Annotated in this window: 19 protein-coding genes; 11 read left to right on the top strand and 8 right to left on the bottom strand. The window is 67.7% G+C overall.

The genetic code is table 11. From position 1 onward, the window contains the following. The first annotated feature begins 16 nt into the window (after positions 1-16). The 3 genes from FHS55_RS10140 to FHS55_RS10130 are packed head-to-tail and all read left to right on the top strand — an operon-like array spanning position 17 to position 2,717. A complete protein-coding gene (locus tag FHS55_RS10140) occupies positions 17-340 on the top strand; it encodes an XdhC family protein (protein ID WP_183189598.1) in 324 nt (107 codons plus the stop codon). After that, positions 340-1,041 carry an XdhC family protein gene (locus tag FHS55_RS10135; RefSeq protein WP_183189597.1) on the top strand — a complete coding sequence of 234 codons (702 nt, stop codon included), beginning with the start codon at positions 340-342 and terminating at the stop codon, positions 1,039-1,041. Before FHS55_RS10140 ends, FHS55_RS10135 begins: the two co-directional genes overlap by 1 nt. After that, positions 1,038-2,717, top strand: coding sequence for an NTP transferase domain-containing protein (locus FHS55_RS10130; protein ID WP_343056107.1), 1,680 nt, complete (start codon positions 1,038-1,040; stop codon positions 2,715-2,717). The genes FHS55_RS10135 and FHS55_RS10130 overlap by 4 nt, the downstream gene beginning before the upstream one ends. 12 nt (positions 2,718-2,729) lie before the next feature. Here the strand turns inward: FHS55_RS10130 and bcsS are convergent, their stop codons facing one another. Both bcsS and FHS55_RS10120 read right to left on the bottom strand, forming a co-directional pair. Then, positions 2,730-3,590 carry a cellulose biosynthesis protein BcsS gene (bcsS, locus tag FHS55_RS10125; RefSeq protein ID WP_183189596.1) on the bottom strand — a complete coding sequence of 287 codons (861 nt, stop codon included), beginning with the start codon at positions 3,588-3,590 and terminating at the stop codon, positions 2,730-2,732. A 150-nt stretch (positions 3,591-3,740) separates the two neighbouring features. Continuing rightward, positions 3,741-4,196: a DUF488 domain-containing protein gene (locus tag FHS55_RS10120; RefSeq protein WP_183189595.1), complete on the bottom strand. Its 456-nt coding sequence runs from the start codon at positions 4,194-4,196 to the stop codon at positions 3,741-3,743. Between the two features lie 239 nt (positions 4,197-4,435). Here FHS55_RS10120 and FHS55_RS10115 point away from each other — a divergent pair, with 239 nt between their 5' ends. Then, positions 4,436-5,917, top strand: coding sequence for a helicase HerA domain-containing protein (locus tag FHS55_RS10115; RefSeq protein WP_183189594.1), 1,482 nt, complete (start codon positions 4,436-4,438; stop codon positions 5,915-5,917). Positions 5,918-5,995: 78 nt separating this feature from the next. Here FHS55_RS10115 and FHS55_RS10110 read toward each other — a convergent pair whose 3' ends face one another. From FHS55_RS10110 to FHS55_RS10100, 3 genes are all read right to left on the bottom strand, one after another. Then, the gene (locus tag FHS55_RS10110; protein ID WP_183189593.1) at positions 5,996-7,324 is read right to left on the bottom strand and encodes a TRAP transporter large permease; all 1,329 of its coding nucleotides are present in this window, start codon (positions 7,322-7,324) and stop codon (positions 5,996-5,998) included. Next, positions 7,324-7,962, bottom strand: coding sequence for a TRAP transporter small permease subunit (locus tag FHS55_RS10105; RefSeq protein WP_183189592.1), 639 nt, complete (start codon positions 7,960-7,962; stop codon positions 7,324-7,326). Before FHS55_RS10105 ends, FHS55_RS10110 begins: the two co-directional genes overlap by 1 nt. Before the next feature lie 495 nt (positions 7,963-8,457). Continuing rightward, on the bottom strand, positions 8,458-9,597 hold the full coding sequence (locus FHS55_RS10100) for a TRAP transporter substrate-binding protein (protein WP_183189591.1): 1,140 nt from the start codon (positions 9,595-9,597) through the stop codon (positions 8,458-8,460). Between the two features lie 288 nt (positions 9,598-9,885). Between FHS55_RS10100 and FHS55_RS10095 the strand changes: the two genes are divergently transcribed. From FHS55_RS10095 to FHS55_RS10075, 5 genes are all read left to right on the top strand, one after another. Beyond that, positions 9,886-12,126 (top strand): esterase-like activity of phytase family protein, encoded by a 2,241-nt coding sequence (locus FHS55_RS10095; protein ID WP_183189590.1) that lies wholly within the window; start codon positions 9,886-9,888, stop codon positions 12,124-12,126. Between the two features lie 150 nt (positions 12,127-12,276). Further along, complete coding sequence (locus FHS55_RS10090; RefSeq protein ID WP_343056106.1) at positions 12,277-12,969, top strand: TetR/AcrR family transcriptional regulator; 693 nt, start codon at positions 12,277-12,279, stop codon at positions 12,967-12,969. Further along, entirely contained in the window at positions 12,966-13,925 is a 960-nt protein-coding gene (locus tag FHS55_RS10085; protein ID WP_246340019.1) for an HlyD family secretion protein, read from the top strand. The genes FHS55_RS10090 and FHS55_RS10085 overlap by 4 nt, the downstream gene beginning before the upstream one ends. Further along, positions 13,922-14,887 (top strand): ATP-binding cassette domain-containing protein, encoded by a 966-nt coding sequence (locus FHS55_RS10080; RefSeq protein WP_183189588.1) that lies wholly within the window; start codon positions 13,922-13,924, stop codon positions 14,885-14,887. Before FHS55_RS10085 ends, FHS55_RS10080 begins: the two co-directional genes overlap by 4 nt. Further along, positions 14,884-16,029, top strand: coding sequence for an ABC transporter permease (locus tag FHS55_RS10075; protein ID WP_183189587.1), 1,146 nt, complete (start codon positions 14,884-14,886; stop codon positions 16,027-16,029). The genes FHS55_RS10080 and FHS55_RS10075 overlap by 4 nt, the downstream gene beginning before the upstream one ends. A gap of 16 nt (positions 16,030-16,045) precedes the next feature. Here the strand turns inward: FHS55_RS10075 and FHS55_RS10070 are convergent, their stop codons facing one another. The 3 genes from FHS55_RS10070 to groES form a co-directional block, all read right to left on the bottom strand. Further along, complete coding sequence (locus tag FHS55_RS10070) at positions 16,046-16,312, bottom strand: DUF3892 domain-containing protein (RefSeq protein WP_183189586.1); 267 nt, start codon at positions 16,310-16,312, stop codon at positions 16,046-16,048. Between the two features lie 167 nt (positions 16,313-16,479). Continuing rightward, positions 16,480-18,120 (bottom strand): chaperonin GroEL, encoded by a 1,641-nt coding sequence (gene groL / locus FHS55_RS10065; RefSeq protein ID WP_183189585.1) that lies wholly within the window; start codon positions 18,118-18,120, stop codon positions 16,480-16,482. A gap of 87 nt (positions 18,121-18,207) precedes the next feature. Then, positions 18,208-18,522, bottom strand: a complete 315-nt coding sequence (groES, locus tag FHS55_RS10060) for a co-chaperone GroES (RefSeq protein WP_183189584.1) — start codon at positions 18,520-18,522, stop codon at positions 18,208-18,210. 297 nt (positions 18,523-18,819) lie between these two features. Between groES and FHS55_RS10055 the strand changes: the two genes are divergently transcribed. Both FHS55_RS10055 and FHS55_RS10050 read left to right on the top strand, forming a co-directional pair. Next, the gene (locus FHS55_RS10055) at positions 18,820-19,131 is read left to right on the top strand and encodes an usg protein (RefSeq protein WP_183189583.1); all 312 of its coding nucleotides are present in this window, start codon (positions 18,820-18,822) and stop codon (positions 19,129-19,131) included. Positions 19,132-19,266: 135 nt separating this feature from the next. After that, positions 19,267-19,869, top strand: coding sequence for an exopolysaccharide biosynthesis protein (locus FHS55_RS10050; RefSeq protein WP_343056105.1), 603 nt, complete (start codon positions 19,267-19,269; stop codon positions 19,867-19,869). Positions 19,870-19,871 lie beyond the last annotated feature (2 nt).

The following is a 19,871-nucleotide window of genomic DNA, read 5'->3' as shown; positions in this document are numbered from 1 at the left end:
CTATCGGGAGAACGGCATGTTCGCGCGCGAGGAAGACGTTCTGGAAGCCGCGGCCCGCTGGCGGCGCGAGGGGCGGGCCGTGGCGCTCGCCACCGTGGTCGAGACCTGGGGTTCGGCGCCGCGCCCGGTCGGCAGCCATTTGGCCATTGACGGGGAGGGCAATTTCCTCGGCTCGGTATCGGGGGGCTGCGTGGAGGGCGCGGTCGTCGCGGAAGCCGCCGAGGTAATCGCGCAGGGCGCGCCGCGCCTGCTCGAATTCGGCGTGGCCGACGCCACCGCCTGGCAGGTCGGGCTGTCCTGTGGCGGGCGCATCGCCGTCTATGTCGAGAAGGTGGACTGATGAAACTCGCGGTTCTTGAAGCGCTCAACGCCGAGCGCGCCGCCCGCCGGCCCACGCTTCTCGTCACCGAGCTCGGCAGCGGGCGCCAGCGCGTGGTCCGCCCAGCCGAGATCGCCGGCGATCCCTTGGCCGAGCCGCTCACGGAAGCGCTGCGCACCGGCCGCAGCCGGCTGGTGGAAGCGGGCAACGAGCGCCTCTTCCTCACCGTGCAGGTGCCCTCGCCCCGGCTGGTCATCACCGGCGCGGTGCATATCTCGCAGGCGCTGGCGCCGATGGCGGCGAGCGCCGGCTTCACGGTGATCATCATCGATCCGCGCACCGCCTTCGCGACGCCCGAGCGCTTCCCCGCGATCGACCTACGCGCGGAGTGGCCAGACGTGGTGCTGCCGGAACTGCGGCTCGATGCCTTCACCGCCTTTGCCGCGCTGACCCATGACTCGAAGATCGACGATCCGGCACTGGTCGAGGCGCTGGCGCGCGAGTGCTTCTATGTCGGCGCGCTGGGCTCGCGGAAGACACATGCCGCGCGGCTGGAGAGGCTTGCGGCACAGGGGCTGGCGCGCGAGGCGCTGGCGCGCATCCATGCGCCGATCGGGCTCGATATCGGCGCGGTGAGCCCGGCGGAAATCGCCGTCTCCATTCTGGGCGAGGTGATCGCGGACCTGCGACGCCGCGCACCGGCGCGGGAGCGCGCGGCGTGAAGTTCGGTACCGTTCCGCTTGAGGAGGTCGAGGGCGCGGTCGCGGTGCATTCTCTGCGCCTGCCGGGCGTCGACCTGCGCAAGGGCATGGTGCTGGATGCGCCGCTGATCGCCCGGCTGGCGCAGGCGGGTATCACGGAGATCGTCGCGGCGCGGCTGGAGCCGGGGGATGTGGGCGAGGACGCGGCCGCGGCCGCCGTCGCGGCGGCCATTGCCGGGCCGCAGGCGGAGGCGGATGCTCCCTTCACCGGCCGGGTCAACCTGCGGGCGCAAGCCGCGGGCGTGCTGCTGGTCGACCGGGCCGGCGTCGACGCGCTCAACGAGATCAGCGAGGCCGTGACCCTGGCGACGCTGCCGCCCTTCCGGGCGGTGGCTTTGGGCGAAATGGTGGCGACGGTGAAGATCATTCCCTTCGCCGTGCCGGGCGAGGCGATGACTGCCGTTGGCCGGCTGTTCCGCCCGCTGGTGGAGGTGGCGCCCTATAAGCTGAGGCGGGTCGCGGTCATTTCCACGCTGCTCCCGGGGCTGGCGGACAAGGTGATCGCCAAGACGCTGCGCGTCACCCAGGCTCGCCTCGCGCCGACCGGCGCGACCATCGCCCGCGAATGGCGGGTGCCGCATGCGGAAGCGGCGCTCGCCGCCGCGCTCGCGGACGCCGTGGCCGGCGGCGCCGAACTCGTGCTGGTGTTCGGTGCCTCGGCCATCGCCGATCGCCGCGATGTGATTCCTGCCGCCATCGAGGCGGCGGGCGGGGCGATCGAGCATCTCGGCATGCCGGTGGATCCGGGCAACCTTCTGCTGGTCGGGCGCGTTGGTGGCGTGCCGGTGCTGGGCGCGCCCGGCTGCGCGCGCAGTCCGAAGGAGAACGGCTTCGACTGGGTGCTGCACCGGCTGCTGGCGGGCCTTGCCGTCTCGCGCGCCGACATCACCGCGATGGGGGTGGGAGGATTGCTGATGGAAATACCGACACGGCCGCAGCCGCGTGAGATCGCCCCGGCGCCGATGCCGGGCGCCGCACACGGCCCGCGCGCGGCCATCGTGCTGGCGGCGGGGCGCGGCACGCGGATGCCGCACGCGCACAAGCTTTCCGCGCCGCTGGACGGCGAGCCGCTGGTGCGCCGCGCGGTGCAGGCGGCGCTCGGCTCGGCGGCGCGCCCGGTCATCGTCGTCACCGGCCATGAGGCGGAGAAGGTGCGCGCGGCGTTGGAGGGGCTCGACGTCGTCTTCGCCCATAATCCCGATTTTGCCGGGGGGCTGTCCACCTCGCTGCGCACCGGCCTCGCCGCGCTGCCGGAGGAGACCGAGGCGGCGGCGGTGCTGCTCGGCGACATGCCGAGCGTCGGTCCCACGCTGGTCGACGCGCTCATCCGTGCCATCGATCCGGCATCCGGCCAGCTGATCGCCGTGCCGGTGGCGGCGGGGCGGCGGGGCAACCCGGTTGCCTGGGCCCGTCCTCTGTTTGCCGAGCTGATGGCGCTGACCGGCGATGTCGGCGCGCGTCATCTCATCGCCGCCCATGCCGAGGCGGTGGTCGAGCTGCCGGTGGAGGGGGAGGGCGCTTTTCTCGACATCGATACGCGCGAGGAACTGGAGGCGCTGGAAATCCACGCCATCGCCGCTCGCGCGGATGTGGACGCGAGCGCCGCGCTGGAGGCGATGAAGGCCGAGGATGCCTGACGCGCGCGGCGGTCAATAGGGCATGAAGAGCGACAGCGTGGCGTAGGGACTGTCATCGCTGTCGCTGCTCCAGCGCCAGCCGCCGGCCGCGCGCAGCTGCCAGCCGGGCAGGGAATTGGTGGCGATGAACAGGCCGCCGCGCGCATCCTGCGACAGCCAGTCGGTGGAGGCGCCGGCCTCCATGCCCAGTTCGCACCACGCGTTCATACGGCGCGCGGCGGTGGCGCGGGCATGGCCGGTGCCGTCGGCGGTGGAGCCGGATAGCGCCGCGGAGAAGGTCCAGTTCTCATCAAGGCGGTAGAACCATTCGGCGGTGAACTTGGCGCCGACCGCGACGCCCTGATCGGGGTTGCTCGGGTCGGGCAGGTCGAGCCGGTTGTCGATCACGTTGGCGCCGACGTAGAGGGCGAGCGCGTGCGGCCCGCGCAGCCACTGCCAGCCGGCCAGCACCTCGCCCTCCTGCTTGGTCACATGGTTCCAGCCGCCGGGCACGGCATCGGTGCGGTAGCTATATTGCCCGCCGCCGATCTGCGCGCGCAGGCGCAGCCCCTCCTGGTCCATGGCGGCAAACGGCGCCCATGCCGCGCCGCCCCAGCCATAGGCATTGTCGCGGGCGATATCGATGCCCGTGAAGAAATAGAGCCGGTTGCGCAGCGAGAATTCTGCCGCTTCCTGAGCCCCCTCCTGCGCCTCGGCGGGGAACACGAGGCCGGCGGCGAGCAGGGCCGCCAGCAGGCGGGTCGTCCACGCGCCCGCGACAGCACCGGCGCGCCGAAGGTCCCGGGCGCGGGGCAGCGGAAGATACGTGCCGGCGCGCGGCCCGAAGGCGCGCGCAAAGGTGCACGCACGGCACGACGTCGGCGAACCGGGCATCGGCGCTCAGCAATCTGGTAGGTGGAAAAGGTGTCTGCGTGCAACCGATCCGAGCACTTGGCGGCGGTTGTGCTCAATCAACCGAAGATTGAGGCCTGCCCTTGAGTGAGGTGTCGTTGTGCGGCGTGTTGTCGCAGACAGGGCGCGGCGTCAGACCGGCGGCGCGAACAGGTGCTCGACCGGCATGCCCACGCGCTCGCACACGAGATCGGCGATCATCTGGCGGTGGCAATGCTCGGGATGGCGCTCATAGCACAACAGGCACACCCGCCGGCCGGCCTTCACCAGCGTGGTGAGTTCGTCCAGTTGCTCGCGCGCGGTGGGCGTGGCGAGGTGGAGATCGTAGATGCGGCGCAGCTCGCCATAATGGCCGGTGCGGGCCGCCTGGCGCCCCTCCGCCGGCGTGCCGAGGCCGCGCAAATGCAGGTAGCCGATATCGAGCCCCGCGACGCCGGCGGCCAGCTGGCTCTTGGAGAATCCCGCGCGGCGCGAGGCGGCAACGGCTCGCACATCCACCAGCAATTCGACGCCGGCCGTGCGCAATGTGTCGAGCACGGCGCCGGAGGCGACCTGTTCATAGCCGATGGTGAAGAGAGGCGCGGACATGAGGGAGGTGTGGCACAGGAGCAGGGGGGCGTCGAGGGTTCTCGTCATCCCGCGCGGCCGAGGGTCGATCGGGGATTGATCCCGCCGTCCTATCGCCGCTTCGGCTTGGCATTCGCCCGGGATGGCGGTGCGCGCTTGCCGCCGCCCGCCGAATCTGTGGAGTTCCTCCGTCAAGTCCCTGAAGCGGGTCGCGCGCGCGTGCTAGGCAGGGGCTCACAATGAAGGATCGCGGGAACGGAATGAAGATCGGTATCGAGCTCGGGACCAGCACGGCCGGCCAGCCGGTGCGGCTCGATCTGGAGGAGCTTCTTTCCACGCGCCTCCTCGTGCAGGGCAATTCCGGCTCCGGCAAGTCGCATCTGCTGCGCCGCCTGCTGGAGCAGAGCGCCGGCCATGTACAGCAGGCGATCATCGACCCGGAAGGCGACTTTGTCGGCTTCGGCGAGCGCTTCGGCCATGTGGTGATCGATGCCGAGCGCACGGTCGGCGAAATCCAGCGCATCGCCGCGCGCATTCGCCGCCACCGGGCCTCCGTCGTGTTCAATCTCGAAGGGCTGGATGCCGATGCGCAGATGCGCTCGGCGGCGGCGTTCCTGAGCGGCCTGTTCGATGCCGACCGCGAGCACTGGTATCCGATGCTGGTGATCGTCGACGAGGCGCAGCTTTTCGCCCCGTCCGGCGCCAGCGAGATTTCCGACGAGGCGCGCCGCGTCTCGCTCTCGGCCATGACCAACCTCATGTGCCGCGGCCGCAAGCGCGGGCTGGCCGGCGTCATCGCCACCCAGCGCCTCGCCAAGCTGGCCAAGAACGTGGCGGCGGAAGCCTCCAACTTCCTGATGGGCCGCACCTTCCTCGATATCGACATGGCGCGCGCCGCCGATCTGCTCGGCATGGACAAGCGGCAGGCGGAGAGCTTCCGCGATCTCAATACCGGGTCCTTCGTGGCACTGGGCCCGGCTTTGTCGCGTCGCCCGCTGCCGGTGAAGATCGGCCATGTGGAGACCGCCAGCCGCAACGGCCGGCCCGAGCTGATGCCCCCGCCGGAACTGGGCACGGCCCAGATCCAGGACCTGATCTTCGACGATCTCGCCACCGAGCCACCGCCCCAACCGGCGCGCCCGGTGGAGCGGCGCGCCACCGAGGAGATTCTGGAGACGCTGGAAGTGGCGCCCGCGCCCGTGCCCGCGCCGGTGGATCCTGCCGTGGCGGCCGCGTTCGATGCCGAGCGCGAGGCGCTGGTCGCCGAGATCGTGCGCCAGTTCGTGGCCGATCCGGAGGCGCCGTTCCGCTCGGCGGCGGCGCTCTACCCCGATTTCCTCGTGCATTGTCGCGTGCGGCGGGTCGGCTCCCGGGTGCCGGACCTTGCCGAGTTCACCCGCCGGCTGGCCATCGCCCGCGCCGGACTGGATGCGCGGGCCGAGGATGAGGACTGGCAGCGCGCGGTGGCGCAGGCGGCCGGCCTGCCCGAGGAGATGCAGGGCGTGTTCCTGCTGCTGGCCCGCGCCGGCATGGACGGCGCGCCTTCGCCGGCCGACGAGGCGCTGGCGCGCGCCTATGGCAGCCGCTCGCCCTCGCGCGGGCGCTGGCTGCTGACCTATATGGAAGAGCGCGGCCATCTCGTGTGCGAGGCGGATTTCCGCGGCCGCCGCGTGGTGCGCTTTCCCACGCTCGGCTGGAAGACCGCGCCCGGCGACCCCAAGGGTCTGCCCGCCTCCGCCTGAGGCGACCATCAAGAGCCGGCAAACTGAAACGGGTCCGCAAGGACCCGTTTCGTTAAGTAGCCCATGAGCCGGCCCGGCTCAGCCGCCATAAAGGTAGTTCGGCAGCCACAGGGCAAAGCCCGGGAAGATGTAGAGCAGCGCCATCGCGAAGACGACGATGAGGATGAAGGGCATCACGCCGGAGAAGATCTCGTCGATCGAGACATGCTTGGGCGCCACGCCCTTCAGGTAGAACGGCGCCATGGCCACGGGCGGCGAGAGGAACGAGGTCTGCAGGTTCAGCGCCACCAGCACGCCGAAGAAGATCGGGTCGATGCCGAAATGGTCGAGCAGCGGCAGGAAGATCGGCAGGAAGATGACGATGATCTCCGTCCATTCCAGCGGCCAGCCGAGCACGAAGATGATGATCTGCGTGAGGATCAGGAAGCCGACCGGCCCCAGATCCAGCGACATGATGAACTCTTCCACCACGCGCTGGCCGCCGAGCAGGGCGAAAACGGCGGAGAACACCGCCGAACCCACGAACAGCCAGCACACCATGGCGGAGGCACGGGCGGTGAGGAACACGGAATCCTTCAGCTTCTCGACGCTGAAGGTGCGGTAGGCGAGTGCCAGCAGGATGGCGCCCATCGCGCCGATGGCGGCGGCTTCCGAGGGGGTCGCGAGGCCGAAGATGATGCAACCCAGCACCGAGACGATCAGCGCGACCAGCGGCAGGAACGAGGTGAGCAGCGCCAGCGCGATCTCGCCGGCCGGCACGTTGCGCTCCTCCGCCGGCAGCTTGGGCGCCAGCGCCGGATTGATGATCACGCGGATGATCACATACAGCATGTACATGCCCGCCAGCGCGATGCCGGGAATGAAGGCGGCGGCGTAGAGCTTCACCACCGAGACGCCGGCCGTGGCGCCGTAGAGGATGAGCATCACGCTCGGCGGGATGAGGATGCCCAGGCACCCGCCGGCGCAGACCACGCCCGAGGCGATCTTGGTGTCGTAGCCGGCGCGCAGCATGGCGGGGAAGGCGAGCAGCCCCATCAGCGTCACCACGGCGCCGACAATGCCAGTGGCGGTGGCGAACAGCGCGCAGGTGATCAGCGTCGCCACCGCGAGCGAGCCGGGGATCCAGCCGGCGGCGAGCTGGATGGCGCGGAACAGCCGGTCGAGAATATTGGCGCGCTCGATCACGTAGCCCATGAACAGGAAGAGCGGGATCGAGATCAGCACGTCATTCGCCATCACCGAATAGGTGCGCTGGACGAACAGGTTGAAGATGCTGTCGCCTTGCGTGAAATAGCCAAAGCCGACGCCCAGCGCCATGAGCGTGAAGGCGATGGGGAAGCCGAGCATCAGGAAGATGAGGAACAGCACCAGCATCACGATGCCGAGGGCGGGATCGGAGATGAACATCACAGCGACCCCCTTGTGGTGGCATCCCGCTCGATGGCGGTGAGGGTTGCCTCCTGCCGGGACTGCTGCTCGGCCTTGGCGGCGGCCTCGTCGAGGATGATTTTCTCCATCTCCTCCACATCGTGCAGCCGCTGGGGCCAGTCGCCATCGCGGATGCAGATGAGGCAGCGCACCACCTCCACCACACCCTGCAGCAGCATCATCACCCCGACAAACGGGATGATGGCCTTGAACGGCCAGATCACCGGCCCGTCCGGGCTGAAGGAGGAATGCTCGTTGAGCATGTAGGACAGCTGAAAATAGCCCCAGCCGGCATAGATCAGCGCCAGGATGCCGGGAAAATAGAACAGGAAATAGAGCACCAGATCGGTGCGGGCCTGCGTCGTCGGCCGCCATTTTCGGTAGAGGAAATCGCCGCGCACATGGCCGTTGCGCGAGAGCGTGTAGGCGCCCGCCATCATGAACAGCGTGCCGTAGAGCATCAGGCTGACGTCGTAGGCCCAGGTCGTGGGATCGCGCAGCACGTAACGGCGGAACACCTCGTAGCAGATCGCCAGCATGAGGATGACGATGCACCAGGAAAACAGCTTGCCGATGAAGGCGTTCAGCCGGTCGACGCCGAGGAGGATGGATTGCATGGCAGGGCCTCGGGGGGAGGGCGGGGCGATGGCGGTTGCACAGGGGTGGGCGCACAAGGGCAGGTGCGATGGGTCGGTGCGCTGGGCAGGTGCGCTAGGTCGGTCGCAGAGCCGGCCTTCGGAAGGCGGATCGTGCCGCGCGGCGCCGTCGCCTCGCGCGGTGGGCCGCACGCGTCCGTTGCGGGCCAACCTCCTCGACCTTCCCCGCGCATGCGTCGGCACGCACGGGGCGCAAGCCGGCCGGAGAGGCCGATGACCGAAGGCGTGCCGAGGCGCGACCTTCAGCGCAGCGCGTTTCCGGCCGCGGGGGCGGCAGGGCGATGACCACCCTGTCGGGCGCGATGCGAGCGACCGGCCGGGTGCGCCGACGCGTTTTCAGGCGACGTGGATACGGGTCCGCGGGCCGAAAACGGGTCGAGTGAGGCGGCTGGAGCCTTCCCGGAGAACCGGAGTTCATGCAAGGGACCCCAGCCAGGCGCACCCGCCGCTGCCACCTCAGGCCGTCTTGAAGAAGTGGTCGTAGGCGAACTTGGAATCCGGCTCATATTCCAGCCGGAAGCCCACGATCCGCTTGGCCCATTCCTTCTGGCTGTCGACCACCTTCTTGAACACCGGATCGGCCGAGAGATTGGCGATCACCACGTCCCAGGCCTTCAGCTGCGCCTCCAGGACGGGCTTGGGTGTCGGCAGCACCTTCACGCCGCGCGCCTTGATGGCCTCCAGGTCCTTGGAATAGCGGTCCTGCGCCTTCCACATCATGGTGGCGGAGGTCGCATCGGAGGCGCCGCGCAGGATTTCCTGCACGTCCTTGGGCAGGCTCTCGAACTTGGTCTTGTTGAACAGGATCTCGAAGCACTCGAGCGCCTGATGGTAGCTGCCGAGCATGTAGACCTTGGCCACGTCCGGGAAGCCCAGCACGAGGTCGGAGGAGGGGTTATTGAACTCCGCCCCGTCCAGCAGGCCGCGATCGATGGCGGGCACGATCTCTCCGCCGGGAACGATGGTCACCGCCGCGCCGAATTCCTTGAACAGGTCGGCGCCGAGGCCGACGGTGCGGTATTTCATGCCCTTCATGTCGGCGGCGCTGGTGATTTCCTTCTTGAACCAGCCCAGCGGCTGGCTCGGCATCGGGCCCGACAGCATGCCGACGACGTTCAGCTTGAGCGTGTTCTGCACGAGGTCGTCATACAGCGCCTGCCCACCGCCATAGCGGACCCAGCCCAGCAGTTCGTCGGCATCCCAGCCGAAGGCGGGCGCAGTGCCGAACAGCGAGAAGGCCTTGTTCTTGCCGTACCAATAGGCGGCGACGCCGTGGCCGCCGTCGAGGATGCCGGAGGATACCGCGTCGAGCATCTGGAAGGCCGGCACGACGGAGCCCGCCGGCAGCAGTTCCAGCTCGACGCGCCCGCCGGTCATGGCGTTGACGCGCTTCACATAATCGCCGGCGAATTCGTGGAAAATGTCCTTGTTGGGCCAGGTCGACTGGAATTTCAGCCGGATCGGCGCCTGTGCATGCACGGCGGGAGCGGCGAGAGCGGTGGCACCGGCCGCGGCGGCGGCGGTGGCGATGAAGCGGCGACGACTGGTGCGTGCGTCCGGGCGCACGTCAGCGTTCCTGCCCGACATGTCGGTCATGGGCGGTTCCTCCTGTGGCGTTTCCTCGCGGGTCGTGCCCGCCGGGCGGCGCTTGAGCGCCTTGTCCCGATGAACCAAGGAGACGATGACGAAGAGGCAAGTGCAAGCGATAATTCACTTCCTCAGCGTCAACCGGGCCGTACGAAAGTCGAATGCTGGCCACGTTCCCCACGGTTTCGCAGTTGAACCGTCATCGCCCTGTCATTCGCAAGCCGTTGAAAGGCGCCATCAGCGGGACGCGCTGCGCTGCGCCGCGGCGCCCGCCCGCATCAGGACGGGGAACCTTCCATGCGCTCTTATCTTCTCGCCGGCGTTTCGGCGCTGGTGTTCGGCCTCGCCGCCTCGGCCGCGCTGGCCCAGACAGCCGGCCCGGCGCCCATCTCGGCGCCCGCGCCGTTCAACCGCATCGCCACGTTCAACGTGATCGACAACCTGCCGGCAGGTGCCGACGCGGCCAAGGCGACCTCGGCCGAGATCATCACCTTCACCGGCGATGGCAAGACGCTGATCTATAGCGACAGCCCGGGCAAGCGCATCGGCTTCATCGACATCACCGATCCCAAGGCCCCCAAGCCCGCCGGCGTGGTGGCGCTGGAGGGCGAGCCCACAACCAGCGTGGTGATCGGCGACAAGGTCTATGTCGGCGTCAATACCTCGCCATCGAAGTCGAACCCGTCTGGCCATCTCGCGGTGGTCGACATTGCCAGCCGCAAGGTCGAGGCCACGCATGACTTGGGCGGACAGCCGGATTCGATCACCAAGAGCCCGGATGGCAGCTATCTCGCCATCGCGATCGAGAATGAGCGCGACGAGGAGATCAATGACGGCGCGCTGCCGCAGGCCCCCGCCGGCAACCTCACCTATTTCAAGGTGACGAACGGCGTGGTCGACGCCGCCTCTAAAAGGATCGTCGATCTCACCGGCCTCGCCACGATCGCGCCGGAAGATCCGGAGCCGGAATATCTCGACATCAATTCGCGCAACGAGGTCGTCGTCACGCTGCAGGAAAACAACCACATCGTCATCGTCGACCTCGCCTCCGGCAAGGTGACGAACCATTTCCCCGCCGGCACGGTGGATCTCGATCACATCGATACCAAGAAGGACTCGGTGATCGACCTTTCCGGCTCGGCCAAGGGCGTTCCCCGCGAGCCCGACACCGTGCAATGGATCGACGACGAGCGCTTCGTGATCGCCAATGAGGGCGACTGGAAGGGCGGCTCGCGCGGCTTCAGCATCTTCGACAAGAAAGGCGCGCTGCTGTTCGAATCCGGCGCGGCGCCCGAGCACATCGCGGTCGGCCTCGGCCATTATCCCGAGCACCGCAACAAGAAGGGCATCGAGATGGAGGGCGCCGAGGTCGCGACCTTCGGCGACGATCGCCTGCTGTTCCTCGGCTCCGAGCGCGGCTCGCTCATCTTCGTCTATCGCGACAAGGGGGGCGCTGAGGCGCCGGAATTCCTGCAGGTGCTGCCGGGCGGCATCGGGCCGGAAGGGCTGATCGCCATTCCTTCGCGCAACCTGTTCGTCACCGCCAGCGAGACCGACCTGCGGGAAGATGGCGGCATCGGCTCGGTCGTGACGGTGTATGAGCGCCAGCCGGGCGCCAAGCCGGCCTATCCCACCATCGAGGCGCAGAACGGCCCGGACGGGCTGCCGATCTGGTGGGGCGCTCTCTCGGGCTTCGCGGCGGATGCCACGCAGCCGGGCAAGCTCTACGCGGTGACCGACAGCGCCTATGCGCAGGCGCGCATTCTCACCGTCGACGCCTCCGCGCTGCCGGCCAAGATCACCGCCGCCACGGTTGTGACGCGTGACGGCAAGCCGGCCAAGGGCATCGACCTCGAAGGCATCGCCGTGCGTCCCGAGGGCGGCTTCTGGCTGGTTTCCGAAGGCAATCCGGAGAAGAAGGAAAACCCGACGCAGAACCTTCTGCTGCGGGTGGGCGCGGATGGCGCCATCGCGGAAGAGATCGCCCTGCCGGAAGCGGTGGCGGCGCAGGCTACCCGCTACGGTTTCGAGGGCGTCACCGTCACCGGCACCGGGGCGGACGAGACAGTGTGGATCGCCGTGCAGCGCGAGTGGAAGGACGATCCCAAGGGCTTCGTCAAGCTGCTCGCCTACAAGCCGGCGGCCAAGAGCTGGTCTTATGTGCGCTACCCGCTCAACACGGCCGCCAAGGGCTGGGTCGGGCTCTCGGAAATCACCGCCTACAAGGACGGCCTGATCGTCATCGAGCGCGACAACCAGGTGGGGCCGGCCGCGAAGTTGAAGAAGCTCAACTTCGTCTCGCTCAAGGGTGTCACCCCGGTGGCGCTCGGCAGCGAGGCGGCCGCGCCGGTGCTGGTCAAGACCGAGGTCAAGGACCTGCTGCCGCTGCTCGCCGCCCCGCACGGCTATGTGCTGGACAAGGTGGAGAGCTTCGCCATCGACGCCGACGGCAACGCCTTCATCGTCACCGACAATGACGGCGTGAAGGACTCGTCGGGCGAGACACAGTTCCTCGCCATCGGCAAGCTGGCGAACTGACGGCGTGTGCGGGCCGCTCGATCCTGGATCGGGCGGTCCTCATCGGACAAGCGGACGGGCGCTCCAGCGGGGCGCCCGTTTTGCGTTTACGGGGTCGCGGCGGGGCGTTCGACTTGATATGACTGACCAGTCAGTCAGTGAGAGACAGCCGTGCGCGACCGCGCAATCCCATCGAACGGGCCATCACGCGCCGCCGCCTCCGGCGAGGTGTCGCCCGGCGGCACCCGGCGCCGCGCCGAGCGGCTGGAGCCGGCGCAGCGTCGGCGTGTCATCCTCGATGCCGCGCTGGCGGTCTTCGCCGAATCCGGCTTCGCGGCCGCCCGCATGCAGGACGTGGCGGCCCGCGCCGGTATCGCCAAGGGCACGCTCTATCTCCATTTCGAGGATAAGGCGGCGCTGTTCGAGGGGCTGGTGCGCGATGCGGTGGATCCCGTGCTGGGCACGATGGAGCGTGAGCTGGCGGCCTATACGGGCAGCACGCGCGATTTCCTCACCCTGCTGTTCCGCCATCTGGCGCAGGAGGCGGTGCACTCGCCGCGTCGCCATATCATTCGGCTGATGCTGGGCGAGGGCGAGCGCTTCCCCGCGCTGGCCGATTTCTATTATCGCGAGGTGGTTGCACGCGGGCTCGATCTGTTGCGCGCCATCAATGCGCGCGCGCTGCAACGGGGCGAGATCACGTCCGACGCCGGCCTGCGCTTTCCGCAATTGCTTGTCGCCCCGCTATTGGTGGCTGCGGTATGGGAGGGCCTTTTTCGGCGAACCGAACCGCTTGATGTCAGCGCCATGCTGGACGCCCATGCGGAAGTGGTGCTGCGTGGCCTGGGATGGAGAGAGCCTTGAAGATCGGCGATGTTGTCGGGGTGATGGTGGCGGGCGCGCTCGCCCTCACGCTCGCGGCCTGTTCCCAGGCGGGCCCGCCGCGCTATCAGGGCTATGCCGAGGGGGATCTCATCTTCGTCGGTCCGGACGAGGCGGGCCGCGTGGCGCGGCTTGCCGTCGACGAGGGCGTGGCGGTGACGCCGGGAACGCCCCTGTTCGAGATCGATCCGGTGCTGCAGCAGGCGGAGGTGGATGCGGCCAGCGCCAGCCTGGAACAGGCGCGCGCGCGCCTCGCCGATCTCAAGGCGAGCAGCCAGCGGCCCGAGGAAATCGCGGTGCTGGACGCGAGCCGCCGCCGCGCCTCGGCCGCGCTCGACCTCTCGCGCATCGAGCTGGAGCGGCAGAAGGAACTCTATGCCAAGGCGGTCGGCTCCAAAGCCGCGCTGGATACCGCCCAGCATACCTATGACCAGAACCAGGCCGCGCTGGACGAGATCATCCAGCAGATCAAGGTCGCCGGCATGGGCTCGCGAGACCAGCAGATCGATCAGGCGCAGCGGCAGGTCGACGCGGCGCAGGCGAGCCTCGCCTCCGCCCGCATCCGGCTGGAGCGGCGCAACCTCGCCGCCACCGTGGCCGGCTCGATCGAGACGGTGTATTTCCGGCCGGGCGAACTGGTGCCGGCGGGCCGGCCAGTCGTCTCCATCCTGCCGCCGGACCTCATCAAGCTGCGTTTCTTCGTGCCGGAACCCGATCTGGCGCGCTTCAAGCTCGGCACCCGCGTCATCGTGAGCTGCGACGGCTGCGCGCCGACGCCCGCGCGGGTGACCTACATCGCGCCGAGCGCGGAATACACGCCGCCGGTCATCTACAGCCTCGACGAGCGTTCCAAGCTGGTCATCCTGCTGGAGGCGAAGGCCGAGACGCCCGGGGCGCTTCGGCCCGGCCAGCCGATCACCGTCGAGGTCGCGCCGTGACGGGAAGCGCGGCGGGCCCTGCCGCTCCCGGTGGGGATGCGGCGGATTATGTCATCGAGGTCGAGGGGCTGAGCAAGTCGTTCGGCGACCGGGCGGTGGTGCGCGACCTCTCCATGCGCGTGCGCCGGGGGCAGATCTACGGCTTCCTCGGGCCCAACGGCTCGGGCAAGACGACGACCATCCGCATGCTGTGCGGCTTGCTGACCCCGGATTCCGGGCATGGCACGTGCCTGGGCTATGACATCCTCACCCAGTCGCGGGCCATCCGCCGCCATGTCGGCTACATGACGCAGCGTTTCAGCCTCTATGCCGACCTGTCGGTGCGCGAGAACCTGGAATTCGTCGCCCGCATCTATGGCGTGCCGAACCCGGTGAAGGCGGCGCGCGACGCCGTGGAGCGGCTCGGGCTGGGAGGGCGCGAGCGGCAGCTGGCCGGCTCGCTCTCGGGCGGCTGGAAGCAGCGCCTCGCGCTCGGCGCCTGCATCCTGCCCTCGCCGCAGCTTCTCCTGCTGGACGAGCCGACCGCCGGCGTCGACCCCAAGGCGCGGCGCGAGTTCTGGATGCAGATCCACGAACTGGCCGCGGACGGGCTCACCGTGCTGGTCTCCACGCATTACATGGACGAGGCGGAGCGCTGTCACGAGATCGCGTATATCGCCTATGGCGAATTGCTGGCACAGGGCACGGTGGAGCAGGTGGTCGCCCATTCCGGCCTCACCACCTGGAGCGTCTCCGGGGGAGATCCCGCGGCACTGGCGCGCGAGCTGGCCGAGCAGCCGGGCGTGGAGATGGTGGCGCCGTTCGGCACCAGCGTGCATGTGGGCGGGCATGACGACGCGGCGCTGGCCCGCGCGATCGAGCCCTTCCGCGCCCGGCCGGAACTCGTGTGGCGGCAGGATGCGCCGACGCTGGAAGACGTGTTCATCGACCTGATGAGCCGCTCGAAGGACAATTTCCGATGAGCGGGTTTCTGCGCCGCGTCGGCGCCATGGTGCGCAAGGAATTCCTCCAGCTGCTGCGCGACCGCGTCTCCTTCGCGACCATGATCATGATCCCGCTGCTGCAGCTGGTGCTGTTCGGCTACGCCATCAACACCACGCCGCGCCACCTGCCGACCGCGGTGCTGGCCTATGAGAACACGCCGCTCACCCGCTCCATCCTCGCGGCGATCGAGAACACCAAATATTTCGCGGTCACCCATCACCCGACCAGCGCGGCCGAGGCCGAGCACCTGATGCGGGCGGGCGACGTGCTGTTCGTGGTGGAGATCCCGGCCGGCTTCGAGCGGGCGGTGGTACGCGGGGAAGACCCCTCCATGCTGGTGGCGGCGGATGCGACGGACCCCGTTGCCTCCGGCAGCGCCATCGCCACGCTGCGCAATATCGTCGACACCTCGGTGCGCCGCGAGCGCTTCGCCACGGACAAGGGGCCGCAGGGCTCGGGGCTGGAGGGGGCGCCGCCGCCCTTCGAGATCATCACCCATGCCCGCTACAATCCGGCGGCGGTGACGCAGCTCAACATCGTGCCGGGCCTGCTCGGCACCATCCTCACCATGACCATGCTGATCTTCACCGCGCTGTCGGTGACGCGCGAAATCGAGCGCGGCACCATGGAGACGCTGCTCGCCATGCCGATCCGTCCGGTGGAGGTGATGCTCGGCAAGATCGCGCCCTATGTGATGGTGGGCGCGGTGCAGGCGACGATGATCGTGGTGGCCGGCATCTTCCTGTTCAAGGTGCCGGTGGTGGGCTCGATGGAGCTGCTCACCGCGCTCACCGCGCTGTTCATCGTGACCAACCTGTCGATCGGCTACACCTTCTCGACGCTGGCGCAGAACCAGCTGCAGGCGGTGCAGATGACCTTCATGTATTTCCTGCCGAACATCCTGCTCTCCGGCTTCATGTTCCCGTTCGCCGGCATGCCGCGCTGGGCGCAGTGGATATCCGAGACCCTGCCGCTGACGCATTACCTGCGAATGGTGCGCGGCATCCTGCTGAAGGGAGCCGCCGTCGCGGACCTCTCGCAGGACATCCTCGCGCTCTCCGCCATCATGCTGGTGGCGATGGTGATCGCGGTGAAGCGCTTCCGCCAGACACTGGATTGAGCGGGACGATCAAACCTTACGGACACTCGGGGAGGGCGAGAAGGTTGTCGTTCCATTTCCCGTCGGCATATGTTCGCAGGTACTTGCCGTTCGGTCCATTGACTACACCGATGTCGCCACGATTACCGTTCACGAGAGTGAAGAACGTGTGCTCCTTCCGTTCGATCCAATCGACAACCGCCTGGCGCGTCCACTTTCCTGTGGAGTTGCCAAGATGTGTGATTCCTTCGTAGGGGTCGTTCCGCGGCGTCTTATTGATGCAGGTAACTTGTACTTCAACCATCTGAGCGTCTCCTCGGCGTACAACTAAAGGTTGATCATGGTTTCAAACTTTTTCTAAAGTTGCAATATCGCCGCAGGTTTTCCACAAGGCGGCGGGAGAGGCCAAACGAAAAGGGCGCGGCTTTCGCCGCGCCCTTTCGCATTTGTGGAGACCGATAGACGGCTGGATCAGAAGTCCATGCCGCCCATGCCGCCGCCCGGCATGGCCGGGGAGGCGGCGCCGCCCTTCTTCGGGATGTCGGCGATCATCGCTTCGGTGGTGATCAGCAGCGAGGCCACCGAGGCCGCGTTCTGGATCGCCGAGCGCAGCACCTTGGCCGGGTCGATGACGCCCGCCTTGTACATGTCGACATATTCGCCGGTCTGGGCGTTGAAGCCGAAGGAATAGCTGTCCTTCTCCAGAATGCGACCGACGATCAGCGAGCCGTCTTCGCCGGCATTGCTGGCGATCTGGCGGGCCGGGGTCTGGATCGCCCGACGGACGATCTCGACGCCGGTCTTCTGGTCGGGATTGGCGGTCTTCACGCCTTCGAGCGCCTTGATCGAGCGCAGGAACGCCACGCCGCCGCCCGGCAGCACGCCTTCTTCGACGGCCGCGCGGGTCGCGTGCAGCGCGTCGTCGACGCGGTCCTTCTTTTCCTTCACTTCGACTTCGGTCGCGCCGCCGACGCGGATCACCGCGACGCCGCCCGCGAGCTTGGCCAGGCGCTCCTGCAGCTTCTCACGGTCGTAGTCCGAGGTGGTTTCCTCGATCTGCGCCTTGATCTGCGAGATGCGGGCCGCGATGTCCTTCTTGCCGCCATTGCCGTCGACAATGGTGGTGTTCTCCTTCTCGATCACCACCTTCTTGGCGCGGCCGAGCATGGCGAGCGTCACGGTGTCGAGCTTGATGCCGAGATCGTCGGAGATGGCGGTGCCGCCGGTCAGGATGGCGATGTCCTGCAGCATGGCCTTGCGGCGATCACCGAAGCCCGGCGCCTTGACGGCCGCGACCTTGAGGCCGCCGCGCAGCTTGTTGACGACGAGCGTGGCGAGAGCCTCGCCCTCGATGTCCTCGGCGATGATGAGGAGCGGCTTGGAGGTCTGCACGACGGCTTCGAGAACCGGGAGCAGCTCCTGCAGGCCCGAGAGCTTCTTCTCGTGGATGAGGATATAGGGATCCTCGAATTCCACGCGCATCTTCTCGGCGTTGGTAATGAAGTAGGGCGAGAGGTAGCCGCGGTCGAACTGCATGCCCTCGACCACGTCGAGCTCGGTCTCGGCGGTCTTGGCTTCCTCGACGGTGATGACACCCTCGTTGCCGACCTTCTGCATGGCCTCGGCGAGGAACTTGCCGATTTCGGCATCGCCATTGGCGGAAATGGTGCCGACCTGGGCGATCTCGTCGTTCGACGTGACCTTCTTGGCGTTCTTCTTGAGATCCGCCACGATGGCTTCGACCGCGAGGTCGATGCCGCGCTTGAGGTCCATCGGGTTCATGCCGGCGGCAACCGACTTGGCGCCTTCACGGACGATGGCCTGGGCCAGCACGGTGGCGGTGGTGGTGCCGTCGCCGGCGAGGTCATTGGACTTCGAGGCCACTTCGCGCACCATCTGGGCGCCCATGTTCTCGAACTTGTCCTCGAGCTCGATTTCCTTGGCGACGGTGACGCCGTCCTTGGTGATGCGGGGAGCGCCGAAGCTCTTCTCGATCACGACATTGCGGCCCTTGGGGCCCAGCGTGACCTTGACGGCATTGGCGAGAATGTCGACGCCGCGCAGCATCTTGTCGCGGGCTTCAACGGAAAATTTTACTTCTTTGGCAGACATGAATTCGAACTCCGGTAAGTCGTTGCGGCTTACGTCAGGCGAGGGGCTTGCGTCGGCCGAGGGGCTTGCGTCAGGCGAGGGCCTGCGTCAGGCGGCCTTCTTGGCCGAGGCGGTCTCGTCGAGCACACCGAGGATGTCGGACTCCTTCATGATGAGGTAGTCGACCCCGTCGAGCTTGACCTCGGTGCCGGACCACTTGCCGAACAGCACGCGGTCGCCCGCCTTGACGTCCAGGGGAACCAGCTTGCCGGCTTCGTCGCGCGCGCCGGGACCGGCAGCGACGACTTCACCCTGGGACGGCTTTTCCTTGGCGGTGTCGGGAATGATGATGCCGCCCGCGGTCTTTTCTTCCGCTTCGATACGCTTGACCACGACCCGGTCATGCAGGGGACGGAACTTCATCGTTTCTCTCTCCAGAAAGCGTGATTGATCAATTGATCCCGGCGACGCACGCGCTGGTGGGGCGCTTCGCTGCGTCGCCCAGGGGACATCTAGGCGTCGCCCGGATAGGGCGCAAGGGCCGGAGGGGAAAAAAGTAGCAGTCGCGGACAGTGAGTGCCAACGCCACGGAGGGAATCCTGTCAGCACTCGGTCATATATGCTGCTAGTGCATTGATATTGAACATGAAAACCAAATTTTTGCCTTGCCGCGGGAGCGACTCGCCGGCACACTCCGATTATCGCGAAAGGAGGTTCCGCATGACATCTCGTGCAGCTCCGTCGGCGGGCGTCGTCCCGCAGAAGGCGTCCGCCGACTTCGTCCGGCAACTCGCCGGCTATGGTCTCACCACCGCCCAGATCTTCTACCGCATGCCCGACCATCCCGGGCTGCTGCAGACCTATCTCTGGCAGCACTACGACCTGTGCCCGCATTTTCCCGAGCTGAACCGCTTCCTCGACTTCTGGAAGCGCGAACTGGAGGGCCCGCTGCACTCGGTGACGGTGGCGCATGCGCGGTTGATCCGGCCAGCGGAACTGCGCAGCATCGACGGCATGTTCCAGCTCAACTGAGCGGCGCGCCCGGCGACAGGGGGCCGTGGCTTTTTCAGCTTGGCCCTCTCCTTGCCGCTTTCACCGTGCTATGAGGTCGGCGAAGTGGGGGCCGTCGTGGCGTCCCGACGTCATGAGGCCTCTGGAACGCTGCTCGTGGATCATCGTTCGCCGCGCACTTCTGAATTGCTGTCCGCGATCGTCACCGCCCATTCGGCGGAGCGCATCAGCGTGGGCGAAGTCGTGCATGCGCTTCGCAACCGCGCCTTCGGCCTGTCCATCCTGCTGCTCGGCCTGCCGAACTGCCTGCCGATGCCGCCGGGCATCCCGGTCATCTGCGGGGTGCTGCTGTGCCTGGTGGGCGGGCAGATGATGCTCGGGCGCGATGAATTGTGGCTGCCGCGCTGGCTGGCCGCGCGCACCTTCTCGCGCAGCCTCTTGGAGAAGATCGTCGGCGGCGCGCTGAAGTGGATTCGCAAGTTCGAGAGCTATTCCCGGCCGCGCCTGCAGTATTTCTCCGGCACCTCCGCGCGCTTCGTGCTCGGCGGCATGGTGCTGCTGCTCGGCCTGCTGCTGCTGCTGCCGATTCCGATCTTCGGCAACCTGCCGCCCGGCATTGCCGTCTGCATCCTCGGGCTCGGGCTGGTGGAGCGCGACGGCGCGTTCATCGCCGCCGGCATCGTCGCCACCCTCATCAGCCTCGGCGTGATGGGCTTCCTGAGCTGGATGCTCTACCAGGGCGCGGTCGCCTATATCTGAGC

This window comes from Ancylobacter tetraedralis (assembly GCF_014195655.1).
In the GTDB taxonomy this organism is placed as follows: domain Bacteria; phylum Pseudomonadota; class Alphaproteobacteria; order Rhizobiales; family Xanthobacteraceae; genus Ancylobacter; species Ancylobacter tetraedralis.
This window is presented reverse-complemented; position numbering and strand designations above follow the sequence as displayed.

Coding starts and splice junctions, on each gene's coding strand:
- FHS55_RS10135 (WP_183189597.1), top strand. CDS start 340: ATGAAACTCGCGGTTCTTGAAGCGCTCAACGCCGAGCGCGCCGCCCGC.
- FHS55_RS10055 (WP_183189583.1), top strand. CDS start 18,820: ATGACATCTCGTGCAGCTCCGTCGGCGGGCGTCGTCCCGCAGAAGGCG.
- FHS55_RS10115 (WP_183189594.1), top strand. CDS start 4,436: ATGAAGATCGGTATCGAGCTCGGGACCAGCACGGCCGGCCAGCCGGTG.
- FHS55_RS10105 (WP_183189592.1), bottom strand. CDS start 7,962: ATGCAATCCATCCTCCTCGGCGTCGACCGGCTGAACGCCTTCATCGGC.
- groL (WP_183189585.1), bottom strand. CDS start 18,120: ATGTCTGCCAAAGAAGTAAAATTTTCCGTTGAAGCCCGCGACAAGATG.
- FHS55_RS10095 (WP_183189590.1), top strand. CDS start 9,886: ATGCGCTCTTATCTTCTCGCCGGCGTTTCGGCGCTGGTGTTCGGCCTC.
- FHS55_RS10110 (WP_183189593.1), bottom strand. CDS start 7,324: ATGTTCATCTCCGATCCCGCCCTCGGCATCGTGATGCTGGTGCTGTTC.
- FHS55_RS10075 (WP_183189587.1), top strand. CDS start 14,884: ATGAGCGGGTTTCTGCGCCGCGTCGGCGCCATGGTGCGCAAGGAATTC.
- bcsS (WP_183189596.1), bottom strand. CDS start 3,590: ATGCCCGGTTCGCCGACGTCGTGCCGTGCGTGCACCTTTGCGCGCGCC.
- groES (WP_183189584.1), bottom strand. CDS start 18,522: ATGAAGTTCCGTCCCCTGCATGACCGGGTCGTGGTCAAGCGTATCGAA.
- FHS55_RS10120 (WP_183189595.1), bottom strand. CDS start 4,196: ATGTCCGCGCCTCTCTTCACCATCGGCTATGAACAGGTCGCCTCCGGC.
- FHS55_RS10140 (WP_183189598.1), top strand. CDS start 17: ATGTTCGCGCGCGAGGAAGACGTTCTGGAAGCCGCGGCCCGCTGGCGG.
- FHS55_RS10070 (WP_183189586.1), bottom strand. CDS start 16,312: ATGGTTGAAGTACAAGTTACCTGCATCAATAAGACGCCGCGGAACGAC.
- FHS55_RS10100 (WP_183189591.1), bottom strand. CDS start 9,597: ATGACCGACATGTCGGGCAGGAACGCTGACGTGCGCCCGGACGCACGC.